Annotated in this window: 17 protein-coding genes and 1 riboswitch; of the genes, 8 read left to right on the top strand and 9 right to left on the bottom strand. The window is 66.9% G+C overall.

Features of this window, described 5'->3' with window-relative positions:
• Positions 1-82: 82 nt before the first annotated feature.
• Genes rnhA through ispH form a run of 3 tightly spaced genes read right to left on the bottom strand, consistent with a single transcriptional unit; the run spans position 83 to position 2,433 of the window.
• The gene (gene rnhA / locus KV697_RS06615) at positions 83-523 is read right to left on the bottom strand and encodes a ribonuclease HI (protein WP_219020617.1); all 441 of its coding nucleotides are present in this window, start codon (positions 521-523) and stop codon (positions 83-85) included.
• Positions 520-1,473, bottom strand: a complete 954-nt coding sequence (gene thrB / locus KV697_RS06610; protein ID WP_219020616.1) for a homoserine kinase — start codon at positions 1,471-1,473, stop codon at positions 520-522. Before thrB ends, rnhA begins: the two co-directional genes overlap by 4 nt.
• Before the next feature lie 3 nt (positions 1,474-1,476).
• Entirely contained in the window at positions 1,477-2,433 is a 957-nt protein-coding gene (gene ispH, locus KV697_RS06605; protein ID WP_219020615.1) for a 4-hydroxy-3-methylbut-2-enyl diphosphate reductase, read from the bottom strand.
• 102 nt (positions 2,434-2,535) lie between these two features.
• Between ispH and KV697_RS06600 the strand changes: the two genes are divergently transcribed.
• The 5 genes from KV697_RS06600 (at position 2,536) to gcvPB (ending at position 8,306) form a co-directional block, all read left to right on the top strand.
• Entirely contained in the window at positions 2,536-3,174 is a 639-nt protein-coding gene (locus KV697_RS06600) for a hypothetical protein (RefSeq protein WP_219020614.1), read from the top strand.
• Between the two features lie 208 nt (positions 3,175-3,382).
• Positions 3,383-3,491, top strand: a riboswitch (glycine riboswitch).
• 163 nt (positions 3,492-3,654) lie between these two features.
• Entirely contained in the window at positions 3,655-4,830 is a 1,176-nt protein-coding gene (gene gcvT / locus KV697_RS06595; RefSeq protein WP_219020613.1) for a glycine cleavage system aminomethyltransferase GcvT, read from the top strand.
• A 2-nt stretch (positions 4,831-4,832) separates the two neighbouring features.
• Entirely contained in the window at positions 4,833-5,204 is a 372-nt protein-coding gene (gene gcvH / locus KV697_RS06590; protein ID WP_219020612.1) for a glycine cleavage system protein GcvH, read from the top strand.
• 190 nt (positions 5,205-5,394) lie between these two features.
• The gene (gene gcvPA, locus KV697_RS06585) at positions 5,395-6,753 is read left to right on the top strand and encodes an aminomethyl-transferring glycine dehydrogenase subunit GcvPA (RefSeq protein WP_219020611.1); all 1,359 of its coding nucleotides are present in this window, start codon (positions 5,395-5,397) and stop codon (positions 6,751-6,753) included.
• The gene (gcvPB, locus tag KV697_RS06580; RefSeq protein ID WP_219020610.1) at positions 6,750-8,306 is read left to right on the top strand and encodes an aminomethyl-transferring glycine dehydrogenase subunit GcvPB; all 1,557 of its coding nucleotides are present in this window, start codon (positions 6,750-6,752) and stop codon (positions 8,304-8,306) included. The genes gcvPA and gcvPB overlap by 4 nt, the downstream gene beginning before the upstream one ends.
• A gap of 111 nt (positions 8,307-8,417) precedes the next feature.
• Here the strand turns inward: gcvPB and KV697_RS06575 are convergent, their stop codons facing one another.
• Positions 8,418-8,657 (bottom strand): SemiSWEET family transporter, encoded by a 240-nt coding sequence (locus KV697_RS06575; RefSeq protein ID WP_042484722.1) that lies wholly within the window; start codon positions 8,655-8,657, stop codon positions 8,418-8,420.
• Between the two features lie 110 nt (positions 8,658-8,767).
• Here KV697_RS06575 and bluB point away from each other — a divergent pair, with 110 nt between their 5' ends.
• Complete coding sequence (gene bluB / locus KV697_RS06570; RefSeq protein ID WP_219020609.1) at positions 8,768-9,391, top strand: 5,6-dimethylbenzimidazole synthase; 624 nt, start codon at positions 8,768-8,770, stop codon at positions 9,389-9,391.
• A gap of 24 nt (positions 9,392-9,415) precedes the next feature.
• On the opposite strand, the gene KV697_RS06565 is transcribed toward bluB, so the two are convergent.
• The gene (locus KV697_RS06565; RefSeq protein ID WP_219020608.1) at positions 9,416-10,312 is read right to left on the bottom strand and encodes a DMT family transporter; all 897 of its coding nucleotides are present in this window, start codon (positions 10,310-10,312) and stop codon (positions 9,416-9,418) included.
• A gap of 92 nt (positions 10,313-10,404) precedes the next feature.
• Between KV697_RS06565 and proS the strand changes: the two genes are divergently transcribed.
• Positions 10,405-11,937, top strand: coding sequence for a proline--tRNA ligase (gene proS, locus KV697_RS06560; protein ID WP_219020607.1), 1,533 nt, complete (start codon positions 10,405-10,407; stop codon positions 11,935-11,937).
• Between the two features lie 122 nt (positions 11,938-12,059).
• Here the strand turns inward: proS and KV697_RS06555 are convergent, their stop codons facing one another.
• Positions 12,060-13,028 carry a glutathione S-transferase family protein gene (locus KV697_RS06555; RefSeq protein WP_219020606.1) on the bottom strand — a complete coding sequence of 323 codons (969 nt, stop codon included), beginning with the start codon at positions 13,026-13,028 and terminating at the stop codon, positions 12,060-12,062.
• A gap of 180 nt (positions 13,029-13,208) precedes the next feature.
• A complete protein-coding gene (rnr, locus tag KV697_RS06550) occupies positions 13,209-15,407 on the bottom strand; it encodes a ribonuclease R (RefSeq protein WP_219020605.1) in 2,199 nt (732 codons plus the stop codon).
• A 239-nt stretch (positions 15,408-15,646) separates the two neighbouring features.
• Here rnr and KV697_RS06545 point away from each other — a divergent pair, with 239 nt between their 5' ends.
• A complete protein-coding gene (locus KV697_RS06545; protein WP_219020604.1) occupies positions 15,647-18,142 on the top strand; it encodes a family 20 glycosylhydrolase in 2,496 nt (831 codons plus the stop codon).
• Here KV697_RS06545 and KV697_RS06540 read toward each other — a convergent pair.
• The gene (locus KV697_RS06540; protein ID WP_257575650.1) at positions 18,126-20,051 is read right to left on the bottom strand and encodes a beta-N-acetylglucosaminidase domain-containing protein; all 1,926 of its coding nucleotides are present in this window, start codon (positions 20,049-20,051) and stop codon (positions 18,126-18,128) included. The two genes, KV697_RS06545 and KV697_RS06540, sit on opposite strands and share 17 nt — an antisense overlap.
• Before the next feature lie 246 nt (positions 20,052-20,297).
• Positions 20,298-22,091, bottom strand: a complete 1,794-nt coding sequence (locus KV697_RS06535; protein WP_219020602.1) for an ABC transporter transmembrane domain-containing protein — start codon at positions 22,089-22,091, stop codon at positions 20,298-20,300.
• Positions 22,092-22,120 lie beyond the last annotated feature (29 nt).

The following is a 22,120-nucleotide window of genomic DNA, read 5'->3' as shown; positions in this document are numbered from 1 at the left end:
CTTATAAATTATTCAGCCTAAAAGATTAAAAATCCAAAAAAATCTTTTTGGGATATTTTTTAAATTTTGTGGATTAAGAAAATTACTTGTCTCGAAACGTCTCCGCAGCATCACTCGCCAGCTTGTCGGCACGTTCGTTATCGGGGTGGCCCGCATGGCCCTTCACCCATTTCCACTCGATCTGGTGGCGCTCGGCGGCGGCGAGCAGGGCCTGCCAGAGTTCGGCGTTCTTGACCGGCTTCTTGTCCGCGGTGCGCCAGCCGTTGCGCTTCCAGCCGTGAATCCACTTGGTCAGGCCGTCCATCACATAGCGGCTGTCGGTCGACAGCGTGACGGCGCAGGGGCGCTTGAGCGCGTTCAGCGCCTCGATCGCGGCCATCAGTTCCATGCGGTTGTTGGTGGTCAGCGCCTCGCCGCCGGACAATTCCTTTTCATGCGTGCCTGCGCGGATCAGCGCGCCCCAGCCGCCTGGACCGGGATTGCCCTTGCATGCGCCGTCGGTGGCGATCTCGACGGGGGTCACAGTCCGGCCTTTCCGTCGCGATAGGCGATATAGCGCCGCCAATAGGCGAGCGGGTCCTTGCGCGTCACCAGCGCGTCGGCGGGGGTGTTGAGCCAGTCCCACGCCCGCGACAGGGCGAAACGCAGGCATGCCCCCATCGCCAGCTTCGCGAATGCCGCGCGCTCCGCCTCGGTCAGCGGGAAGTGGCGCTGATAGCCCTCGACCAGCGCCTCGCCGATCTCGGGCGCGTACACGTCGCCGCTGGCGTCGAAACTCCAGGCGGAGTGCATGACGGCTAGGTCATAGACGCGAAAATCGGTGCAGGCGAAATAGAAGTCGATCAGCCCGGTGACCTTGTCGCCCAGCACCAGGACATTATCGGGGAACAGGTCGGCATGGATGACGCATGTATCGAGGCCCTGCGCCTCCCAGCCGCCCAGCACGGCGTCGAGCGCCTCGCCCATAGCGTCGTGCAGACCCGGCTCGATGCGGTCGAGATCGCGCCCGCATTGCGCGAACAGCGGCCGCCAGCTGGCATGGCCCATCGAATTGGCGCGGTTCTGCGGAAAGTCCTGCACCGCCCGGTGCATCGCCCCCAGCGCATCCGCCGCCGCCAGCGCCTGGGCCGGGGTGGGGTGCGACAGCGACACGCCGGTCAGGAACTGGATCAGGCAGGCGGGGCGGCCAGCCAGCTCCTGTATCTCCACGCCGTCCCGGTCCTTGATCGCGGGTGGCACTGGCAGCCCCTTGGCCGCCAGATGGTCGAGCAGCGCCAGGAAGAAGGGCAGGTCGCCTGCCGCCACGCGCTTTTCGTACAGCGTCAAGATGAACCGGGCGGTCGTGGTGTCGACCAGATAATTGCTGTTCTCGACGCCCTCGGCGATCCCCTTGGCGGAGATCAGCGCACCCACGTCATAGCGTGTCAGAAACGCGGAGAGCGCCTCGGCCGAAACCTGCGTATAGACGGCCATGGTTCAGGCGGCCGCTTCCAGCCCGCGCGGCAGCTTGAAGGCGATCGTCTCGCGGGTCGTCTCTTCCTCGCGCTCGCTGACGGTGAAACGCTCCGACAGGCGATCGACCAGTTCGCGCACCAGCAGTTCGGGCGCGGAGGCCCCGGCGGTCAGGCCCAAAGTCGTCACCCCGTCCAGGAACGCCCAGTCAAGATCGGCGGCGCGCTGGATCAGCATCGCGCGCTTGCCCGCCCGCTCGGCCACTTCGACCAGACGCAGCGAGTTGGAGGAGTTGGGCGCGCCGATCACCAGCACCGCGTCGCACTCGGCGGCGATCGCCTTGACGGCGGCCTGACGGTTGGACGTGGCGTAGCAGATATCCTCGCCGCGCGGCCCCTGGATCGAGGGGAAGCGGCGCTGCAACGCCGCGATGGTCGCGGCGGTGTCGTCGACCGACAAGGTGGTCTGGGTCAGGAATGCGAGATTGTCGGGGTCGGCGGGTGCGAAGGCCTCGACATCCACGACCGTCTCGACCAGCGACATCGAGCCTTGCGGCACCTGGCCGAAGGTGCCGATGACCTCGGGGTGTCCGGCATGGCCGATGAAGACGATGTGGCGGCCCATTTCGACCAGCCGCTCGGCCTGGCGATGGACCTTGGAGACGAGCGGGCAGGTGGCGTCGAAATATTCCAGGCCACGGCTCTCGGCATCGGCGGGAACCGACTTCGGGACGCCATGCGCGGAGAAGACGACGTGCGCGTGGGGCGGCACCTCGTCCAGTTCCTCGACGAAGATCGCGCCCTTGGCCTTCAGGCTGTCCACGACGAACTTGTTGTGGACGATCTCGTGCCGGACATAGACGGGCGCGCCGTGCTTTTCGAGCGCCAACTCGACGATGCGGATGGCGCGGTCGACGCCTGCACAGAAACCGCGCGGGGCGGCGATCAACAGGTCGAGCGGCGGCTTCGGGGCGTCAGTCATGGGAACGGCTCTACGCCATTGCTTGCGCGCGTCCAACCCGGTTCCTATGCTGGCGACCAAACCGGCATCATGCTTCGGCATCCAGAATAGGCGTTTCGACCTGTGAAAGCATCGTTTCTCGCTCCCGTCGCCCTTGCGCTCGTTCTCGGCGGCTGCGCCCGTACGGGTGAGATCGATGCCTCGGGCGGCATCACCGCCGTCCGCTCGGCCTGCCCGGTGGTCGGCGTCGCGGCGGGGACCGGCGACATCACGCTGTTCAAGACGCTGGGCGCGACCGACGAGCGGTCGATCGATCTGGTCGCCAACCTGACCAATGTGCGCGGCAACTGCGCCGATGCGGGGGCCGACATCGTGACGACGGTCAATTTCGACATCGAGGCGCGGCGTACCGACACGGCGGCGGCGCGGGACGTGGTGCTGCCTTACTACATCGCGATCGTGCGCGGCGGGACCAACGTCGTCGCCAAGCGCGTCGGCCGGGTGAACGTGCATTTCGATGCGGGCCAGGCGCGCGGCCAGGTGGCGGGCGAGGCCTCGACCACCATCTCGCGGGCGGCGGCGACCTTGCCCGACGACGTCCGCGAAAAGCTGACCCGTCGCCGCAAGGCCGGGGACGAGGATGCGGCGGTCGATCCGCTGACCAATCCGGAGGTGCGCCAGGCGGTGGCGAGCGCCAGCTTCGAGGCGCTGGTCGGGTTCCAACTGACCGACGCGCAGCTGCGGTACAACGCGACTCGGTAATCCGATCCTGCCCGACACGGGGAGCGGGGCCTGGGGAAACGGTGGTGGTGGCCCTTCTGCCGGGCACCTCCGCCTGCCGGGTTCTCTGGCAGGGAAGAAGATTCGCGACGCTATCCACAATAATCGCGCATGGCCTTCGCCATCCCCGATTGACTTGGAACCACCTGCCCGGCAGAGGGCGCGGCGTCGATGTCGGACATGTCCGACATAGGCGCGCGCGGGAGAGCGCCGGGTTCGCCTTTCAGGTGACGAAAACCCGGCCGCCGAAGGAGCAACCACCCCGGAATCTCTCAGGCAAATGGGACCGCGTGATCGCCATCGACACTCTGGAAAGCGCGCCTCGGCCTTGGGTCGTCGTGCCACCGAAGGGGTAAGCCGGAATTTCCGGCGAAAGCTCTCAGGTTCCGTGACAGAGGGGGATCGGATCGGGTAAGGACATTTGCGTCCCTAGCCGACACCCTTTTGACGGAGACCGGCCCCGTGAGCGACACCGCAGACCTGAACGTAGAAGACGCCCCCGAGGGTCAGGAGATCATCCAGACGCTGCCGCTGGACGCATGGCATCGTGCGCGCGGTGGCCGTATGGTTCCGTTCGCCGGGTATGAAATGCCGGTCCAGTATGAAGGCATCATGGCCGAGCATCTCTGGACCCGTGAGTCGGCGGGCCTGTTCGACGTCAGCCATATGGGCCAGGTGGTCTTCACCGGCGAGAACGGTCTGGGCCCGGTCATCACCGCGCTGGAAAAGGTCCTGCCGGGCGACATTACGGGTCTGGGCGATCGTAAGAATCGCTATTCGCTGCTGCTGAACGAAGAGGGCGGCATCCTCGACGACCTGATGGTGACGAAGCGCACCCTAGATGGTGCCGAGGAACTCTACATGGTCGTCAACGGCGCGACCAAATATGACGACATTGCCTATCTGCTCGACTTCATCCCCGACGATGCGACGCTGAACCTGCTCGACGAGCAGGCACTGCTGGCGCTCCAGGGTCCCAAGGCGGTCGATGCGCTGTCGCGGATCGTGCCGGGCGTCGAGGCTTTGGTGTTCATGACCGCCGCCGACTTCACCTGGAACGACGTGCCGCTGTGGATCAGCCGCTCGGGCTATACCGGCGAGGACGGCTACGAGATTTCGATCCCGGCCGAGCATGCCGCCGCGTTCGCCGACCGCTTGTGCGAACAGGCGGAAGTGAAGCCGATTGGTCTGGGCGCCCGCGACTCGCTGCGTCTGGAGGCGGGACTGCCGCTCTACGGCCATGACCTCGACCCCGAGACGACGCCGGTGATGGCCGATCTGGGCTTCGCGCTCGCCAAGAAGCGTCGCGAGGCGGCCGACTTCCTGGGGGCCGAGCGCATCCTGGCCGAGCGCGAGAACGGCCCCGCCGTCAAGCGCGTCGGCCTGACCGTCGCGGGCCGCCAGCCGGTGCGCGAAGGCGCGTCGGTGGTCGCCGAGGACGGATCGGTCATCGGTCGCGTGACCAGCGGCGGCTTTGCCCCCTCGATGGGCGCGCCGATCGCCATGGCCTATGTTCCGACCGCGCTGGCGACGCCCGGCACGGCCCTCAAACTGCTTCAACGCGGCAAGACCCATGACGCCACCGTCACAGGCATGCCGTTCGTCCCCCATCGTTACGTTCGTTCAGGAGCCAAGTGACCATGAGCCGCTATTTCACCGAAGATCATGAGTGGATCGACGTCGACGGTGATGTCGGCACGGTCGGCATCTCCGATTATGCGCAAGGAGCCCTGGGCGACATCGTGTTCGTCGACGTCCCCGAGGAAGGCCGCGAGCTGTCCAAGGGCGACGAGGCCGCCGTGGTCGAGTCGGTCAAGGCCGCCTCGGACGTCTATGCGCCGGTGTCGGGCACCGTGGTCGAGGGCAATGCCCAGCTGGCCGACGAGCCTGCGTTGGTGAACAGCGATCCGGAAGGCGAGGGCTGGTTCTTCAAGATCACGCTTTCGGACGCGTCTGAGCTGGACGGCCTCATGGACGAAGCCGCCTACGCCGCGTTCGTCGCCAAGCTCTAAACTATTTTCTCCCCTCCCGCAGGCGGGAGGGGCTGGGGGAGGGGACTCGCTCTCCCCCGGACCATCAGGCTTGTTGAAGCCGACTGCCCTCCCCCGACCCCTCCCGCCTGCGGGAGGGGAGAAGAAGGGGATGGGCGATGACCCCTCGATCCGCGAGGTTTTCGGGGTGAGGGGCGGAGAAATGGAACGCATGCGCTACCTGCCCCTTACCTCTTCCGACCGGGCCGAGATGCTCTCGGTCATCGGTGCTGGATCGGTCGACGACCTGTTCGTCGACGTCCCTGAATCCGCCCGCCTGTCCGGCCCCATCGCGGGGTTGCCCAACCACGCGTCCGAACTGGCGGTCGAGCGGCACATGACCGCGCTGGCCCGCAAGAACATGGTCGCGGGCGACGTGCCCTTCTTCCTGGGCTGCGGCGCGTATCGCCATCATGTCCCCGCCAGCGTCGATCATCTAATCCAGCGTGGCGAGTTCCTGACCGCCTACACGCCCTATCAGCCGGAAATCGCGCAGGGCACGCTGCAGATGCTGTTCGAGTTCCAGACGCAGGTCGCGCGTCTGCTCGGCACCGATGTCGCCAACGCCTCCATGTATGACGGCTCGACCGCCTGCTGGGAAGCGATCGGCATGGCGCGGCGCATCACCAAGAAGTCCAAGGCGATCCTGTCGTCGGGCCTGCACCCTCATTATGTCTCGGTCGCCAAGACGATGGCGAAGTACACCGGCGACACGTTGGAGACCGGCACGCCCGTCCTGACCGCCGAGACCGATATCGACCAGATGATCGCGGCGATCGACGCCGACACGTCCTGCGTCGTCGTCCAGTATCCGGACATTCTCGGCCGCATCGCCGACCTGACCCCGCTGGCCGAGGCCTGCCACGCCAAGAAGGCGCTGCTGATCGCCGTCGTGACCGAGCCGGTCGCGCTGGGCGCTGTCCGTTCGCCGGGCGAGATGGACGCCGATATCGTCGTGGGCGAAGGCCAGTCGCTGGGCGTCGGGCTTCAGTTCGGTGGTCCTTACGTGGGCCTGATGGGCTGCAAGGACAAGTATATCCGCCAGATGCCGGGCCGCTTCTGTGGCGAGACGGTGGACGCGGACGGCAAGCGCGGGTTCGTGCTGACGCTGTCGACCCGCGAGCAGCATATCCGCCGCGAAAAGGCGACGTCGAACATCTGCACCAATTCGGGGCTGTGTGCGCTCGCCTTCTCGATCCACATGACGCTGCTGGGCGAGGCGGGTCTGCGTCGCATGGCGGGGATCAACCATGCGAACGCCTGCCGCGCGGCGGACCGTCTGGCCAAGGTGCCCGGCGTCAAGCTGGTCAACGATGTGTTCTTCAACGAGTTCACGCTGGACCTGGGCCGCGAGGCGCGTCCGATCGTGCGGACGCTCGCCGATCGCGGCGTGCTGGCGGGCGTGTCGCTCGGACGGCTCTATCCGGGTGAGGACGCCCTCGCGAACGGATTGGTTGTGGCGGTCACCGAGACGGTGACGGCGGAGGATATCGAGACGCTTGCCAAGGCTCTCGAGGAGGTGCTGGCATGACGATCAACCAGAGCGGCTGGAAGCCCACGAGCCCCCAAGCCAACGAAGCGTCGGTCCCGGCGACCTTCACCGGCAACCGTGCGCTGATGCTGGAAGAAAAGCTGATCTTCGAGATCGGCGACAGCGAGACGACCGGCGTCGACTTCGCCGAGGGCGATGTCGCCGGTTCGCGTCTGGGCGACCTGTCTCGCAAGGACCCGATCGGCCTGCCCGGCCTGTCGGAGCCGGAGACGGTGCGCCACTATACCCGTCTGTCGCGTCAGAATTACGCGATCGACCTGGGCCTGTTCCCGCTGGGTTCGTGCACGATGAAGCACAATCCGCGCCTGAACGAGAAGATGGCGCGTCTGCCGGGGTTCAGCGACGTTCACCCGCTCGCCCCCGTCGACACGGTGCAGGGCGCGCTGGAGGTGATCCACCAACTGGCGCACTGGCTGGTCACGCTGACCGGCATGACCTCGGTCGCGATGAGCCCGAAGGCGGGCGCGCATGGCGAGCTGTGCGGCATCCTGGCGATCAAGGCGGCGTTGGAAAAGCGTGGCGAGGGCCACCGCAAGATCATCCTGGTGCCGGAGTCGGCGCACGGGACCAACCCGGCGACGGCGGCGTTTGCGGGCTTCTCGGTCGAGGACATCCCCGCGACCGCGGACGGCCGTGTCGACACCGATGCGCTGAAGGCGCGGCTGGGACCGGACGTGGCGGGTGTGATGATCACCAACCCGAACACCTGCGGCCTGTTCGAGCGTGACCTGAAGGACATTTCCGACGCGGTCCATGCCGCTGGCGGCTACGTCTATTGCGACGGCGCGAACTTCAACGCCATCGTCGGGCGCGTGCGTCCGGGCGATCTGGGCGTCGATGCGATGCACATCAACCTGCACAAGACCTTCTCGACTCCGCATGGCGGCGGCGGGCCGGGTTCGGGGCCGGTGGTGTTCTCGGAGGCGCTGACGCCGTTCGCACCGCTCCCCTTTGTCGAGAAGACGGGTGAGGGCTTCCGGCTGGTCGAGGAGGAAAATGCCGACGACCATCACGCCGACAGCTTCGGCCGCATGGTCGCCTTCCACGGCCAGATGGGCATGTTCACCCGCGCGCTGACCTATATCCTCAGCCACGGTGCGGACGGCCTGCGGCAGGTCGCCGAGGATGCCGTGCTCAACGCGAACTACGTCCTGCGCTCGCTGGAGAACACGCTCGACGCCCCCTTCGCCAAGAGCGGCCCGTGCATGCACGAAGCCATCTTCTCGGACGAAGGCCTGGCCGAGGGCTTCTCGACGATCGACGTCGCCAAGGCGCTGATCGACGAGGGTTTCCACCCGATGACCATGTATTTCCCGTTGGTCGTCCACGGCGCGATGCTGGTCGAGCCGACCGAAACCGAGTCCAAGGCCGCGCTCGATCAGTTCATCGGCGCGCTGGCATCGGTGGCGGAGCGGGCCAAGGCGGGCGATGCGTCGCTCAAGACTGCGCCGCACTTCGCGCCGCGCGCGCGCCTCGACGAAACGCTCGCCGCGCGCAAGCCCGTGTTGGTGTGGAAGGACAAGGCCGCCTGATCGCATAGTTGCCCTCACCCTTCCGGCGCGCTGCGCCTCCCTCCCTCTCCCAATGGGAGAGGGAAGGGGCCCGCCCGCATCGCGGGTGGGAAGGGTGAGGGTAGATTGCTATTAAAGCGCGGTGAACAAACAAATCCCACCCAGGATCACCCCCGGCGCATTGGCGAAGACGATCGGCCAGTCCCGCTTCTCGCGCAAGAACCCGTACGCGACCCAGAGCGAGCAGTTCACCATCGTCGCCAGCGGTTGAATCACCGAACCCTTCTGTCCCGCCAGATTGAGCTGTATCTGGTCGATATAGGACAGGTACATGGCCACCGCCGTCGCAGTGGCGATCCAGCCGAGCAGCATTAATTTCCGTTCGCTCACAGGTGATTGATCCCCCTTGGTAAATCGATTGAACCTCGTGGAAGCGGACGCGCGAGCGCCGTGGGATGTTCCGAACAGGAAGGGGTTGGGCGATGCGCTTTGACGAAGCCCAGGCCGGGGCGCTGGAGGCGATCCTGCGCTGGCGGCGCGATGTCCGACACTTCCGGCGCGATCCCGTAGACGAAGCGGTGCTGGCCCACCTGGCCGAGACGATGGCGCTGGCCCCCTCGGTCGGCAATGCCCGGCCGTGGCGGGTGATCCGGGTCGAGGACCCCGGTTTGCGCGCCGCCGTCCGCGCCGATTTCCAGCGCTGCGACGAGGCGGCGGCGGCGGACTATGCCGACGAACGGGCCAGCGCCTACCGGGCGCTCAAGCTCGCCGGACTGGACGCCGCGCCGGTGCAGCTGGCAGTCTTCACCCATATCGACCCGGTCGAGGGGTACGGCCTGGGCCGCCGCACCATGCCGGAGACGTTGCGCCAGTCGACCGCGATGGCGATCCATACGCTATGGCTGGCGGCGCGGGCAGCCAATCTGGGGATGGGGATGGTGTCGATCCTGGACCCCGCCGCGATGGAGCTGATCTTCGCGGTGCCGGAGGACTGGGCGTTCACGGCCTATCTTTGCCTTGGCCACGCCGAATGGGACGACGATACGCCGCTGCTCCATCGGGCCGGCTGGCAGGAGAATGCGCCAACGACATGGGAAATGCGCTGAAAATCTTCCCCATATCGGGGAGTATCAATCTTCCGGCGCCGCGGTGATCGTCTGCTGCTTGCCGAGTTGCTGCTCGCGCCAGACGATGAACAACCCGCTGGCGATGATGACCGGCGCACCAGCCCATGTGCCGGTCGTCGGCAGCACGCCGAAGATCAGCCAGCCATAGACGGTCGCCCAGATCAGCCCGGAATAATCCATCGGCACGACGGCCGCGACCGGCGCCAGCCGTGAAGCGCCGGTCAGCGCCAATTGTCCCAGACCGCCGACCAACCCGATCGAGGCGAGTATCGCCCAAGTCAGCGGATCATGCGCCTTGAGGTGGAAGGCATAAGGCACGGCGATGAAGGGCAGGGTCAGGATGGTGAAGTAGAAGACGGTCGTGGTCGCCGGCTCGTCACGCAACTGGCGCAGCACAATGGCGACGATCGCGACGAACATCGCCGCCAACAGCCCGACGCCCGCGCCGAACAGCGACATGTCGTTGGCACCCGGCCGCACGACGATCAGCACGCCGATAAAGCCGACCAGCACCGCACTCCAGCGCTGGAGTCCCGTCTTCTCGCCCAGCACCAGCGCGCCCAGCAGCGTGGCGAAGATCGGCACGGTGAATTGGAACGTCGTCGCCTCGGCCAGCGGGAGGAGCAACACCGCGCCGAAGGTGAAGACCATGCCGACCAGCCCGATCATCGCGCGCGTGGCATGTCCCTTCAACCGCGTGGTGCGCAGTGACGCCAGGCCCGGCCCCGCCATGACGAAGGCCAGCACGACCGGCAGCGCGCAAAGCTGTCGAAAGAACATGGTTTCGGACAAGCTCGCCCCACGCGACTCGGCCAGCTTCACGAACGCCGACATGGTCGACAAAAAGAAAATGGCGATCAGGCGCAGGCCGATGCCTTTCAGCACGCGGTCATCGGACATGAGGGCGGCTCTAGCCCGTGCCGGCCCGTGACGAAAGGCCACAAGCAGCCGCCCTATTGGCGAACCGCCCCCTTTGCCGCTATCGGGCGGGCATGAAGCACGCTCTGTCCGTCACCCGCGACGCGGATTTCTCCGCCTGGTATCAGTCCGTCATCGCCGAGGGCGATCTGGCCGAGGAATCGGGCGTCCGTGGTTGCATGGTCATCCGCCCCTGGGGCTATGGCATCTGGGAGCGCATCCAGCGCCTGCTCGACGATCGCATCAAGGCGACGGGGCATGAGAATTGCTATTTCCCGCTGTTCATCCCGCTCAGCTATTTCGAGAAGGAGGCCGAGCATGTCGACGGCTTCGCCAAGGAAATGGCGGTCGTCACGCATCACCGGCTGATCGCCGATGGCAAGGGTGGGCTGGTGCCCGATCCCGAGGCTAAGCTGGAGGAACCGCTGGTCGTGCGGCCGACGTCGGAAACGGTGATCGGCACCGCCTTTGCCCGCTGGGTCCAGTCGTGGCGCGACCTGCCGGTGCTGATCAACCAATGGGCCAATGTCGTCCGCTGGGAAATGCGCACCCGCATGTTCCTGCGCACCGCCGAATTCCTGTGGCAGGAGGGGCATACCGCCCATGCCACGGTCGACGAAGCACGCGCCGAGACGCTCCAGATGCTCGAAGTCTATCGCAGCTTCGCCGAGGATTGCCTGGGCGTCCACGTCATCGCCGGTGAGAAGCCCGAGAATGAGCGCTTCCCCGGTGCGGTTGCGACCTATTCGATCGAGGCAATGATGCAGGACGGCAAGGCCCTGCAAACGGCAACCAGCCACTTCCTGGGCGACAATTTCGCCAAGGCGCAGAATATCCGCTTCCAGAATGCCGAGGGCGGGCTGGACTTCGCGCAGACGACCAGCTGGGGCATGACCACGCGCACCATCGGCGCGATGATCATGGTGCACGGCGACGATGACGGCATGCGCGTGCCGCCCAAGGTCGCACCGTGGCAGGTGGTGATCGTACCCATGCTGCGCGACCAGCCCGAGGACGAGGCGCTGCTGGCCTATTGCCGCGACCTGCAAAAGGAACTGGTCGGGCAGTCGGCGCTGGGCGAACCGATCCGCGCGATGGTCGATGGCCGCGCGCAAAAGGCCGCCAACAAGCGCTGGGGCTGGGTCAAGAAGGGCGCGCCGGTCATCATCGAGGTCGGCGGTCGCGACATGGCGGGCGGCAACGTCTCGGTCATCCGCCGCGACCGGCTGTACCGCGAGGACGGCAAGCTCGATTCGGTCGTGCAGCCGCGTGGTGATTTCGTAAGCGGCGTCGCCGACCTGCTGGCCGACATCCAGGGCGAGCTCCACCGCCAGTCGGCCGAGCGGTTGAAGGCGCAGATCGTGCCCGTCGACGACTGGGCAGGCGTCGAGGCGCATTTCGCGGACGGCGTGAAGAACCCCGGCTGGGTCGATGTCCGCTGGGCCAAGCCCACGGGGGCGGAACTGGAGCAGGTGGTCGAGAAGCTCAAGGGGCTGAAGCTGACCATCCGCAACGCGCCGATGGGCCAGACGGGTTGCGATGACGGCCCCTGCATCTTCACCGGCCGCGAGGCGGTGGAGCGGGTACTGATCGGCCGGGCTTACTGATCTTGGCACGCCCCTCCCGCAAGCGGGAGGGGATGGGGGAGGGAAAGCCACGAGCGACGGTCTCGGTGAGACCCCATGCCCTCCCCAAACCCCTCCCGCCTGCGGGAGGGGCTTAAGAAGTGCTACGCGTGGACCAAACCCGCCCACGGCAAGGCCGGCCCGGCCGGCACGATCCCGGTCGGGTTCAGCTCCAAATGACTGGCATAATAATGCGTCTTGATGTGATCGAGATGCACCGCCGCCGCGATCTCCGGGATCGCCAGCATCCGTTCCAGCAAGGCTTCCAGCGCCGGATAGTCCTGCACCCGCCGGATATTGCATTTGAAATGCCCGTGATAGACCGCATCGAAGCGGACCAGCGTGGTGAACAGCCGGATATCCGCCTCGGTCATTCGATCACCGACCAGCCATTCCCGGCCCGTCAACCGCTCTTCCAACGAATCCAGCTCGGCGAATAATGGACCGACCGCTTCGTCATAGGCCGCTTGGGTCTTGGCGAAGCCGCATTTGTAGACGCCGTTGTTCACCCGGTCATAGACGGCGGCGTTGACCGCATCGATCTCGGCGCGGAGGTCCGCAGGATAGTAATTCCCCTCCCGCGCGCCCAGCCCGTCGAACGCGGTGTTGAACATGCGGATAATCTCGGCCGACTCGTTGCTGACGATCGTATCGCGCTGTTTGTCCCACAGGACCGGCACCGTGACCTTGCCGCTGTAGCCGTCGCGGGCACGAGCATAGAGTTGCCACAGATAGTCCGCGCCGTGGATCGGGTCGCCGGTGCCGCCGCGCGTCGTCGCGAAGGTCCAGCCATTGTCGCGCATCAGCGGATCAACCACCGACAGGCCAATCATGTCCTCCAGCCCTTTGAGCGCGCGGATGATCATCGTGCGATGCGCCCAGGGGCAGGCATAGGAGACATAGAGGTGATAGCGCCCCGCCTCGGCGCGGTGGCCGGTCTGGCCATCGGGGCCGGGTTCTCCGTCCGCCGTCACCCAATCGCGGAAACCCGAGTCGGGGCGTTTGAAGCTGCCCTTCTCGTCCGATTTGAACAGCCCGTCGGCGTGCCAGACGCCGTCCACCATATTGCCCATGCGTGTGTCTCCTTGGGGGAGGGTACGCATGGGGCGGCAGGGCGATCCCGATCCTCCCCGGCACGGGGAGGGGGACCGCCGCGAAGCGGTGGTGGAGGGGGCGTGCCGCAAGGTGGGGCCTGTGTGGAAGCCCCCATCCGTCAGCGCCGGCGCGCTGCCACCTCCCCGTGCCGGAGAGGATCAGCGTCGTTTGCCGTTGTGGCGGATGTTGGCGGGCCTTCCGCGCCGTTTCAGCACCCGGCGCGGTTCGGGGGCCGCACCCTTGCCGTCGGGCAGCTCGAAGCGAAGCGCCCCCGATACCGGGTTCGCCTCGGCCAGGCGCAGCGGCAGGCGCTGGCCCAGCTTGTAGATTTCGCGGCTCTTCTCGCCGAGCAGTTGCTGCGACGACTCGTCGTAATGGAAATAGTCACCGCCCAGGTCGCGGATCGGCATCAGCCCGTCGCCGCCCACGCCGTCGACGGTGGCGAAGAAGCCGAAATTGGTGACGCCGGTGATCCGCGTCTCGACCACCTGGCCGACATGCTCGGACAGATAGGCCGCGACATAGCGATCGATCGTCTCGCGCTCCGCCTCCATCGCGCGGCGTTCATATTGGCTGATCGAGGTGCCGAGCCGCTCCATCTCCTCGCCCTCGGGCAGCAGGCCTCCGTCACCCAGCTTATACGCCCCCACCAGCGCACGGTGGACGACGAGGTCGGCATAGCGCCGGATCGGCGAGGTGAAGTGCGCGTAGGACCCCAGCGACAGGCCGAAATGCCCCTGATTGACCGGCGCGTAATAGGCCTGGGTCTGCGAGCGGAGGATCTGCTCCATCACCTGCGGCTTGAAGTCCGCGTCGCCGATCTTGTCGATGATCCGGTTGAACGTCGCCGGGCGGATCACCTGTCCCATCGCAAATGGGACGTCGAAGGTTTCCAGATACTCCTTCAGCGCGACCAGCTTGGTGCGGCTGGGCACCTCATGGACGCGGTACATGACGGGGGCTTTCTTGGCCTCCAGCGCCTTGGCGGCGGCGACGTTGGCCGCGATCATGTAATCTTCGATCAGCCGGTGCGCATCCAGCCGCGCCCGCGGCGCGACCGACAGGATGCGGCCATTCTGGTCGAGCACCACCCGCCGTTCGGGCAGGTCGAGGTCGAGCGGCTCGCGATCGTCGCGCGCCTTGGCCAGTGCTGCCCAACAGTCCCAGAGCGGGCGCAGCGCCGTCTCTGTCAGCGGGTGCGACAACTCGCCATCGATCGCGGCCTGCGCATCCTCATAGGCAATATTCGCCGCCAGCCGCACGACCGCGCGGGTGAAGCGGAAGCCCTTGAGCTTGCCGTCCTTCGTCACCTGAAGATGACAGGCGAGCGCGGCGCGGTCCTCACCCTGTTTCAGCGAACAGACATCGGCCGACAGGATTTCGGGCAGCATCGGCACCACCCGGTCGGGGAAATAGACCGAATTGCCCCGCCGCCGCGCATCCTTGTCGATCGCCGAGCCGGGGCGGACATAGAAGCTGACGTCCGCGATGGCGACGATAGCGCGCCAGCCCTCCGGGTTCGCGGGATCGTCGTCGGGCGCAGCCCAGACCGCGTCGTCATGGTCGCGCGCATCGACCGGGTCGATCGCGACGATGGGCAGATCGCGCAGGTCTTCGCGGTCGTCGCCCAGCGGCTGGCGCGCGACCCGCTCCGCTTCCTCCAGCGTCTCGGGCTGGAAGCGGTCGGGGATCTCGAACTTGTGGATCGCGATCAGCGAGAAGCTGCGCGGGGCGAAGGGATCGCCCAGCCGCTCGACCACCTTTGCGGTGATGCGCGGCGGACGGCCCGCCTTTTCGGCCAGCACCAGGTCGCCCGCTTCCGCGCCACCGGTGTCCGACACCATCATCTCGCGCCGGTCCTTCTTGTCGACGCTGGTCAGCCAGAAGCGCCCCGCCTCCTCGCGCAGCACGCCCAGCACCTGTTCGGAGGCGGGCGCGATGGTCTTCATGACATGCGCGATCCAGCCGCCGCCCGCTTCCTCGGTACGCGCCAGCACCCGCTGGCCGATGCCCAGGCTCCCGCGCTTGCGCTCGCGGATGCGCAGGCGAGGGATGGGGACGCCGTCCGCTTCCCAACGCTCGGGCTGGCCCCAGACATTGCCGCCGTCATCGACATCGACGACGCGCAACACCGTCACCTTGGGCAGCCCGCCCATCTTGTGGAACGCGCGGCCCGGCGCGCTGTCGATCAGCCCTTCATCGGCCATATCCTTGAGCAGCGCCTTCAGCCCGATCTTCTCCTGCGCGGAGAGACCGAAAGCACGTGCGATCTCGCGCTTGCCAGCGGGCTGGTCCGACTGTTCGATGAAGGCGAGGATTTGCTCACGGGTCGGCAGACCCGGCTGGGGTTTTTTCATGGGGTGGAGATAGGGGGTAGGGAAGGCGGCGTCACCCCCAGCATTCCAATCCTCCCCTGCAAGGGGAGGGGGACCAGCGAAGCTGGTGGAGGGGTGTCGCCCGTGGGAAGGGTAGGCCAAGCTCGCCGAGCGGAACACCCCTCCGTCAGGCCTTCGGCCTGCCACCTCCCCTTGCAGGGGAGGAATATCATGGTCATGATCCAATGTAATACCAGTATGGCGTAGCGGGACCGACGATTATGATGACATTATGGGCTTCGGCCGCGATCCTGGCAGCGGCTCCGGCGGCGCAGGCCGATCTCGACCGGCTCGCGGCGACGCTCGGCTATCGCTACACCATCCTGACCAACCGTCCCGCATCCTGCCCGACCGGCACGCCGCGCTGTTTCGAGGCGGACATCGCCATCGCCGTGCCGGAGGGCGCGCCGAGCCTGCCGGTCGAAATCCGCTACAGCCTGGTCAACCCGGTGCTGAAGATCGACAGTGACACCTTCGACAACCGCACGATCAATGGCGATCTGAACGTCCTGACGCTGAAGCCCGGCCAGCAGTTGAAGCCGGGTCAGACCTATCATGTGAAGCTGACCGGCCTGGGCGCGTTCTTCTCGCGCAATCACATGATGCCCAACGCGATGCTGGCGGTCGAGGGCCTTACCCCGCGCGTGATCGCCGCGACCCGGACGGGGACCGACGCCGAGACCGGGCTGGAGACCCTGCCCTTCGTCGCACCGATGACCGACGAAGCCGCGCTCGCCCGCAGCGCCCCCGACGACCAGACTGTCTGGCGCACGCCCGAGCGCGCCTTTGCGCTCTATGCCGAGCGGGGGGGCGCGACGCCGGTCGATGTCGCAATCCTGCCCCGACCTGCAAAGGCAGAGCGCCCTGCCGGTGCGCCGGTCGATCTGTCCAAGGGAATGCGCGTCACGACGCAAGGCTTCACCCGCGCCGCCATCGCGCCCGCGCTGGCGGGATTGCCGGTGGGAACGGTGCCGCTGACCATCCGCAAGCAGGCGGGGATCGCACCTGAGGGCTATCGCCTGAGCATCGGGCAGGGTGGCGTAACCGTCGCGGCTGCGGATGCGGCGGGGGCATCCTATGCGCTTCGTTCGCTGGCGCAGCAGATGGCGGCGGAGGGGACGACGCTCCGCCCGCTGATCGTCGAGGATGCGCCGCGCTACGGCTTTCGCGGGCTGCATATCGATCTGGCGCGCAACTTCCACAGCAAGGTCGAGATTCTGAAGCTGATCGAGCAGATGGCGGTGTACAAGCTGAACACGCTGCACCTGCATCTGGGCGATGACGAGGGCTGGCGGTTGCAGATCGCAGGCTTGCCCGAACTCACCGAGATCGGCGCCTATCGCTGCACCGACCTGGCCGAGAAGACGTGCCTGTCGCCACAGCTGGGCGCGGACCCCGCGAGGGACGCCGCCACCAACGGTTATCTGACCGCCGCCGACTATACCGAAATCCTGCGCGCCGCCGCCGCGCGGCAGATCGACGTCATCCCGTCCTTCGACATGCCCGGCCACTCGCGCGCGGCGATCCGGTCGATGGAGGTGCGCTACCAGCGGCTGATGGCCAAGGGCGACCGCGCCGGGGCCGAGCGTTTCCGGCTGGTCGAGCCGGGCGACACCACCCGCTATTCCAGCGTCCAGCATTATGACGACAATACGCTGAACGTCTGTATTCCGAGCACCTATCGCTTCATCGACGCAGTGATCGACGACATCGCCGCCCTGCATAAAGCGGCAGGCGTGCCGCTGACCACCTATCATATCGGCGCGGACGAGACGGCGGGGGCCTGGGTTCAGTCGCCCGCCTGCAAGGTGATGATGGGCCAGACGGGCATGCAGCCCAAGCAACTGGGCGCCTATTTCATCGAGCGCATTTCCGCCGACCTCGCCCAGCGCGGCATCGCGGTCGCCGGGTGGAGCGATGGCCTGGGCCATACCGACCCCGCCAAGATGCCGCCCAAGGTCCAGACCAACATCTGGAGCAACCTGCACGCGGGCGGCGTGGCCGAGGCGCATGGCCAGGCCAATCGCGGGTGGAAGACGGTGCTGTCGATCCCCGATCTCGGCTATTTCGACATGCCCTATGCCGCCGATCCGAACGAGACGGGCTATGATTGGGCATCGCGCGGGGTGGACAGTTTCCAGGTGTTCGGTTTCATGCCGGGCAATCTGGCCGCCAACGCCGCGCTGATCCCCAATATCCTGGCCCAGCCCAAGGCGATTGCTGACACCGTGCCGCTCCAGCCGGGCCGCAGCATCGCCGGGCTCCAGGCGCAGTTGTGGAGCGAGACGGTGCGGCGCGACAGCCAGGTGGATTACATGCTTTTCCCGCGCCTGTTGGCGCTGGCCGAGCGGGCGTGGAGCAAGCCGGATTGGGAGCCCGCTTATGTCGCAGGCACCGGCTATCAGTCGAACGACCCCCGTATCGACCGGACGAAGCTGTTGGCAGGATGGCAGGATTTTGCAGGCCGGATGGGTGCGCAGATGCGACTGCTCGACCGGGCGGGCGTGACCTATCGCCTCGCCCCGCCGGGCGCGCGGATCGCGAACGGCAGGCTGGAGGCGAACACCGAGTTCGCCGGAACGCCGATCGAGTATCGCACCGGCGGCTCGGCCTGGACCCGCTATAACGGGCCGGTGGCGGTGACGGGGGTGGTCGAGCTTCGCACCCGCACCCCCGATGGCCGCCGCGCCAGCCGGACGGTTACGGTTTCGCCGTAACCGCTATCAGGCCGGGCGCATCGGCGATGAAGCGGTCGAGCACGCCGTCGGCGATCTTGATCGGCCCGTCGAAGCGCACCGCGCCCTTGATGCTCTGCACGGCGGCGGCCTGAGCGGCGATCCGCTTGGCATCGGCGAAGTAGCGGGTCGCCGCCGCATTGCCCTGCTCGGCGGCGTCCAGTCCGGCGGCGGTCTGCCCCAGCGCGCGGCCCCAGAGCTGCATCGCCTCCAGCCAGGGGGCGGCCTGTTCGGCAAAGGCCGGATCGACCACGCCCGCGCGGATCGTGTCGGGCGCATCGGACAGCGCATCGGCCTTGGCATGGAGTTCGGCCAGCGCCTCCCGACGCTCGCTCGCGTCATCGTTCGCCAGCGCCTCGCGCACATGGTCGAGCAGCGCCTTCAGCTTGGGTGCCTGTTCCTGCCAGGGCTGGCTGCCGAAGGTGGGGGCGAGATGCTGGGTGTCGAACAGTTCCAGCAGCGCCGCCGTTGCGCGGGCATCTCCCCCGGCCAGATCCCGCGCGGCGTAATGCCAGGTGCGGTCGGCGTCATAGCCCTTGTCGTTCCAGCCGAACGCCAGCACCCCCGTCACTGCCACGCGGCTGGGCGCTTCCTGGTTCATCGGGTTGGACAGGATGCCGGTCAGCTCGGACGACAGCCCCGCCTCGCGCTTGGCATAGGGGGCGAGCAGCAGCCGCCCGGCCGAACTCGCATAGTCGTTGACCGGATAATTGTCCCACAGCAGCGTCTTGCGCCCGAACGCCTTGGTCGCGGCCTTGGCATCGGGGATGGAGATGGCGGGCGGCACGACATCGGTGCCGGTCCATTGCACGACGATGCGCGGGTTCAGATTGGCGCGGAGGGCCGCCTTATAGGGGCTTTCCTTCGCATCATAATATTCGGTCGGCACCATGATGAGCGGACGCGAGGCAGGGTCCTGTTTCAGCAGATCGGCCTGGACCGCGTTCAGCAGCTTGGACTGGGCGACCCCGGCGGCTTGCGCGCCCGACGGGCCGAATGCGGCCTTGTCCGCCTCACAATTCCACTTCTGATATTCGATGTCGTCCAGCGCGACATAGAAGCTGTGTACGCCGATCCCGCGCAACGCCGCGAACTTGCGCAGCAGCGCCTGCTCGTCCGCCGGGTCGGAGAAGCAGATGCTCGGCCCCGGTGAGATGGCATAGACGAAATCGACATGGTTCGCCCTGGCGCGCGCCGCGAGCGTACCCAGAGCGTTCAAAGTCGCGGCGGGATAGGGATCGCGCCACTTGTCGCGCGCGAAGGGATCGTCCTTCGGGCTGTAGACATAGGTGTTGGCCTTCATCTGGCCGAGGAAGTCGAGATGCTTGGTCCGGTCGGTCATCGACCAGGGCTTGCCGTAGAAACCTTCGATCGTGCCCCGGATCGGCATGGCGGGATGATCGCGGATGGTCAGCGCCGGGATGGTCTGACGGGCCAGCAACTGGCGCAGCGTCTGGGCGGCGTGGAACAGTCCGTCCGCGTCATGCCCGGCCAGCGTGATGAGCCCGCTGCGACCGGAGGGGAGGACGGTCAGCGTATAGCCTTCGCGGACATCGTCGGCGCTGGTGTTGCTGCGTGACAGGGCCTCACGCACCGGGGCGGCGCTGTCCGGGCCGATCACGATGGTCGGGCGGTCGGGCGAGGTGGGCAAGCGCGTGGCCGTGGCGATCTCGGTGACACCGGCCTTTGCCAGCAGGTCGCGGACCAGCGCGGCGGTTTCCGGCTCGGTGCCGGGTGCGACGATCAGCAAGACCGTGCGGCCCAGCGTCACCGTGCCGTCGCCCAGTGTCATCGCGGCGGGGGCGGGGAAGATCGCGGGCAGGGTGGCGGGGCTCGCCTGTGCTGCCGGGGTCAGCGTCGCCAGCGCGATCGCCGCCAGGGCCGCACCCATTCCTCTGTTTGCCGCCCGCGTCATCCTCAATCTCCGGTATTGAACTGGTATTGTCGGAGCCTAGGGGAGTGGGGGGCGGGCTGCAAGCGCGATTACGTGTTGGATTTCAATGGGTTGGGGCGTGGCCTTCGACTTCGCTCAGGCTGAACGGAGCGGGGAAGTAGGGTCCTGCCAAACCCCCGTTCAGCCTGAGCGAAGTCGAAGGCCAAGGGCATCCCCTCGCCAAGTGGTATTAGACCGGCCCCATCAATCGTGAAATTGCAGGCTCGCCAATCGTGCGTAGAGCCCGCCGCCCGCGATCAACTCCCCATGCCGCCCCTGTTCGACGATCCGTCCGCCATCCATCACCACGATCCGCTCGGCCGCACGGACCGTCGCCAGCCGGTGCGCGATGACCAGCGTCGTCCGGTTCGCCATCAACCGTTCGAGCGCCTGTTGGACCAGTTGCTCGCTCTCGGCATCCAGCGCGCTCGTCGCCTCGTCCAGCAACAGGATCGGCGCATCGCGGAGCAGCGCGCGCGCGATGGTGATCCGCTGGCGCTGACCGCCCGACAGCCGCGCGCCGCCTTCGCCCAGGAAGGTGTCCAGCCCCTGCGGCAGCGCGCGCAGGAACTCGGCGGCGTTGGCGGCCTCGGCGGCGGCCCAGAGTTCGTCGTCGCTGGCGTCCCATCGGCCGTAGCGGAGGTTGTCGCGCGCCGAGGCGCCGAAGATCACCGTCTCCTGCGGCACCATCGCGATGCGCGCCCGGATCGCCGCCGGATCGGCATCGCGCAAGCTCACGCCGTCGAGCGAGATATTGCCGCCCTGCGGATCGTAGAATCGCTCGGCCAGCTGGAACAGGGTGGATTTGCCCGCGCCCGAGGGGCCGACCACCGCCACCGTCTCGCCCGGCCGGATGTCGAGGGAGAAGTCGTTCAGCGCGGCGACCTCAGGCCGGGTCGGATAGTGGAACTCGACATTCTCGAAACGCAGCGCACCCATCGGGATGACCGGCAGGACGGCGGGGGCGGGGGGCGGCGCGATCTCGGGTTCCTCGGCCAGCAGCTCGGCCAGACGCTGTGCCGCGCCCGATGCGCGCAATATGTCGCCCCATACTTCGGTCAGCGCCTGGAAAGAGCCCGCAACCAGCATGCCCGTCACGACGAACGCGGTCAGCGACCCGCCCGACAGCCGCCCGCTGGCCACATCGGCAACCGCTTCCCACAGCAGCAGCGTCAGCCCGCCGAAGAACAGGCCTATGACCATTGCCGTCATGATGGCGCGGAGCAGGAAGCGTTTGCGCGAGGTGGCGAAGCCGTTGCTGACTGCCAGCTCGAACCGCTCGGCCTCGCGGCGTTCCTGGCCGAACGCCTGGACGACCTTCATCGCGCCCAGCGTCTCCACGGCGGTCGCGCCGATATCGGCCAGCCGGTCCTGGCTGTCGCGCGAATAGCTGCGGACCTTCTTGCCGAGCACGACGATGGGCAGGACGATCAGCGGGATGCACACCAGCAGCGACAGGGTCAGCTTGGGCGACAGCGCGAACAGATAGATGGTGCCTCCGATCCCGATCACCGTGTTGCGCAGCGCGATCGAGACGGTCGAGCCCACCACCTGCTCGATGATCGCGGTGTCGGCGGTCAACCGGCTGGCAATCTCGGACGGGCGGTTCTCTTCGAAATAGCGGGGTGCGAGGCGCAGCAGGTTGGCCTGCACCGCGATGCGGATGTCCGCCACCGTCCGCTCGCCCAGCCAGGACACGAAATAGAAGCGGAACGCCGTCGCGATCGCCAGCACCACGACGACCGCCAGCAGGCCCTGGAAATAGGGCGCGATATCGCCGGTGTCGGCGATGTTGCCGAAACCGTGGTCGATCACCTTCTGAAAGGTGCGCGGGATGAACAGCGTGGCCAGCGCTGCGACCGCCAGCGACACCGCCGCCGCCGCCAGATGCCATGGATAGCGAAGCGTATAGCGCCAGACCATCTTGAGGTTGCTCAAGCGGCGGCTGGCCGGAACGGGGGACTCGGCGGATTTGCGGGACGCGGCGGATCTGGCCATGATGCCTGCGGGCCTAGCAGCGTGGGCGC

The organism is Sphingomonas sanguinis (assembly GCF_019297835.1).
In the GTDB taxonomy this organism is placed as follows: domain Bacteria; phylum Pseudomonadota; class Alphaproteobacteria; order Sphingomonadales; family Sphingomonadaceae; genus Sphingomonas; species Sphingomonas sanguinis_D.
The sequence above is the reverse complement of the archived record's forward strand: the minus strand, read 5'-3'. Positions and strand labels throughout refer to the sequence as shown.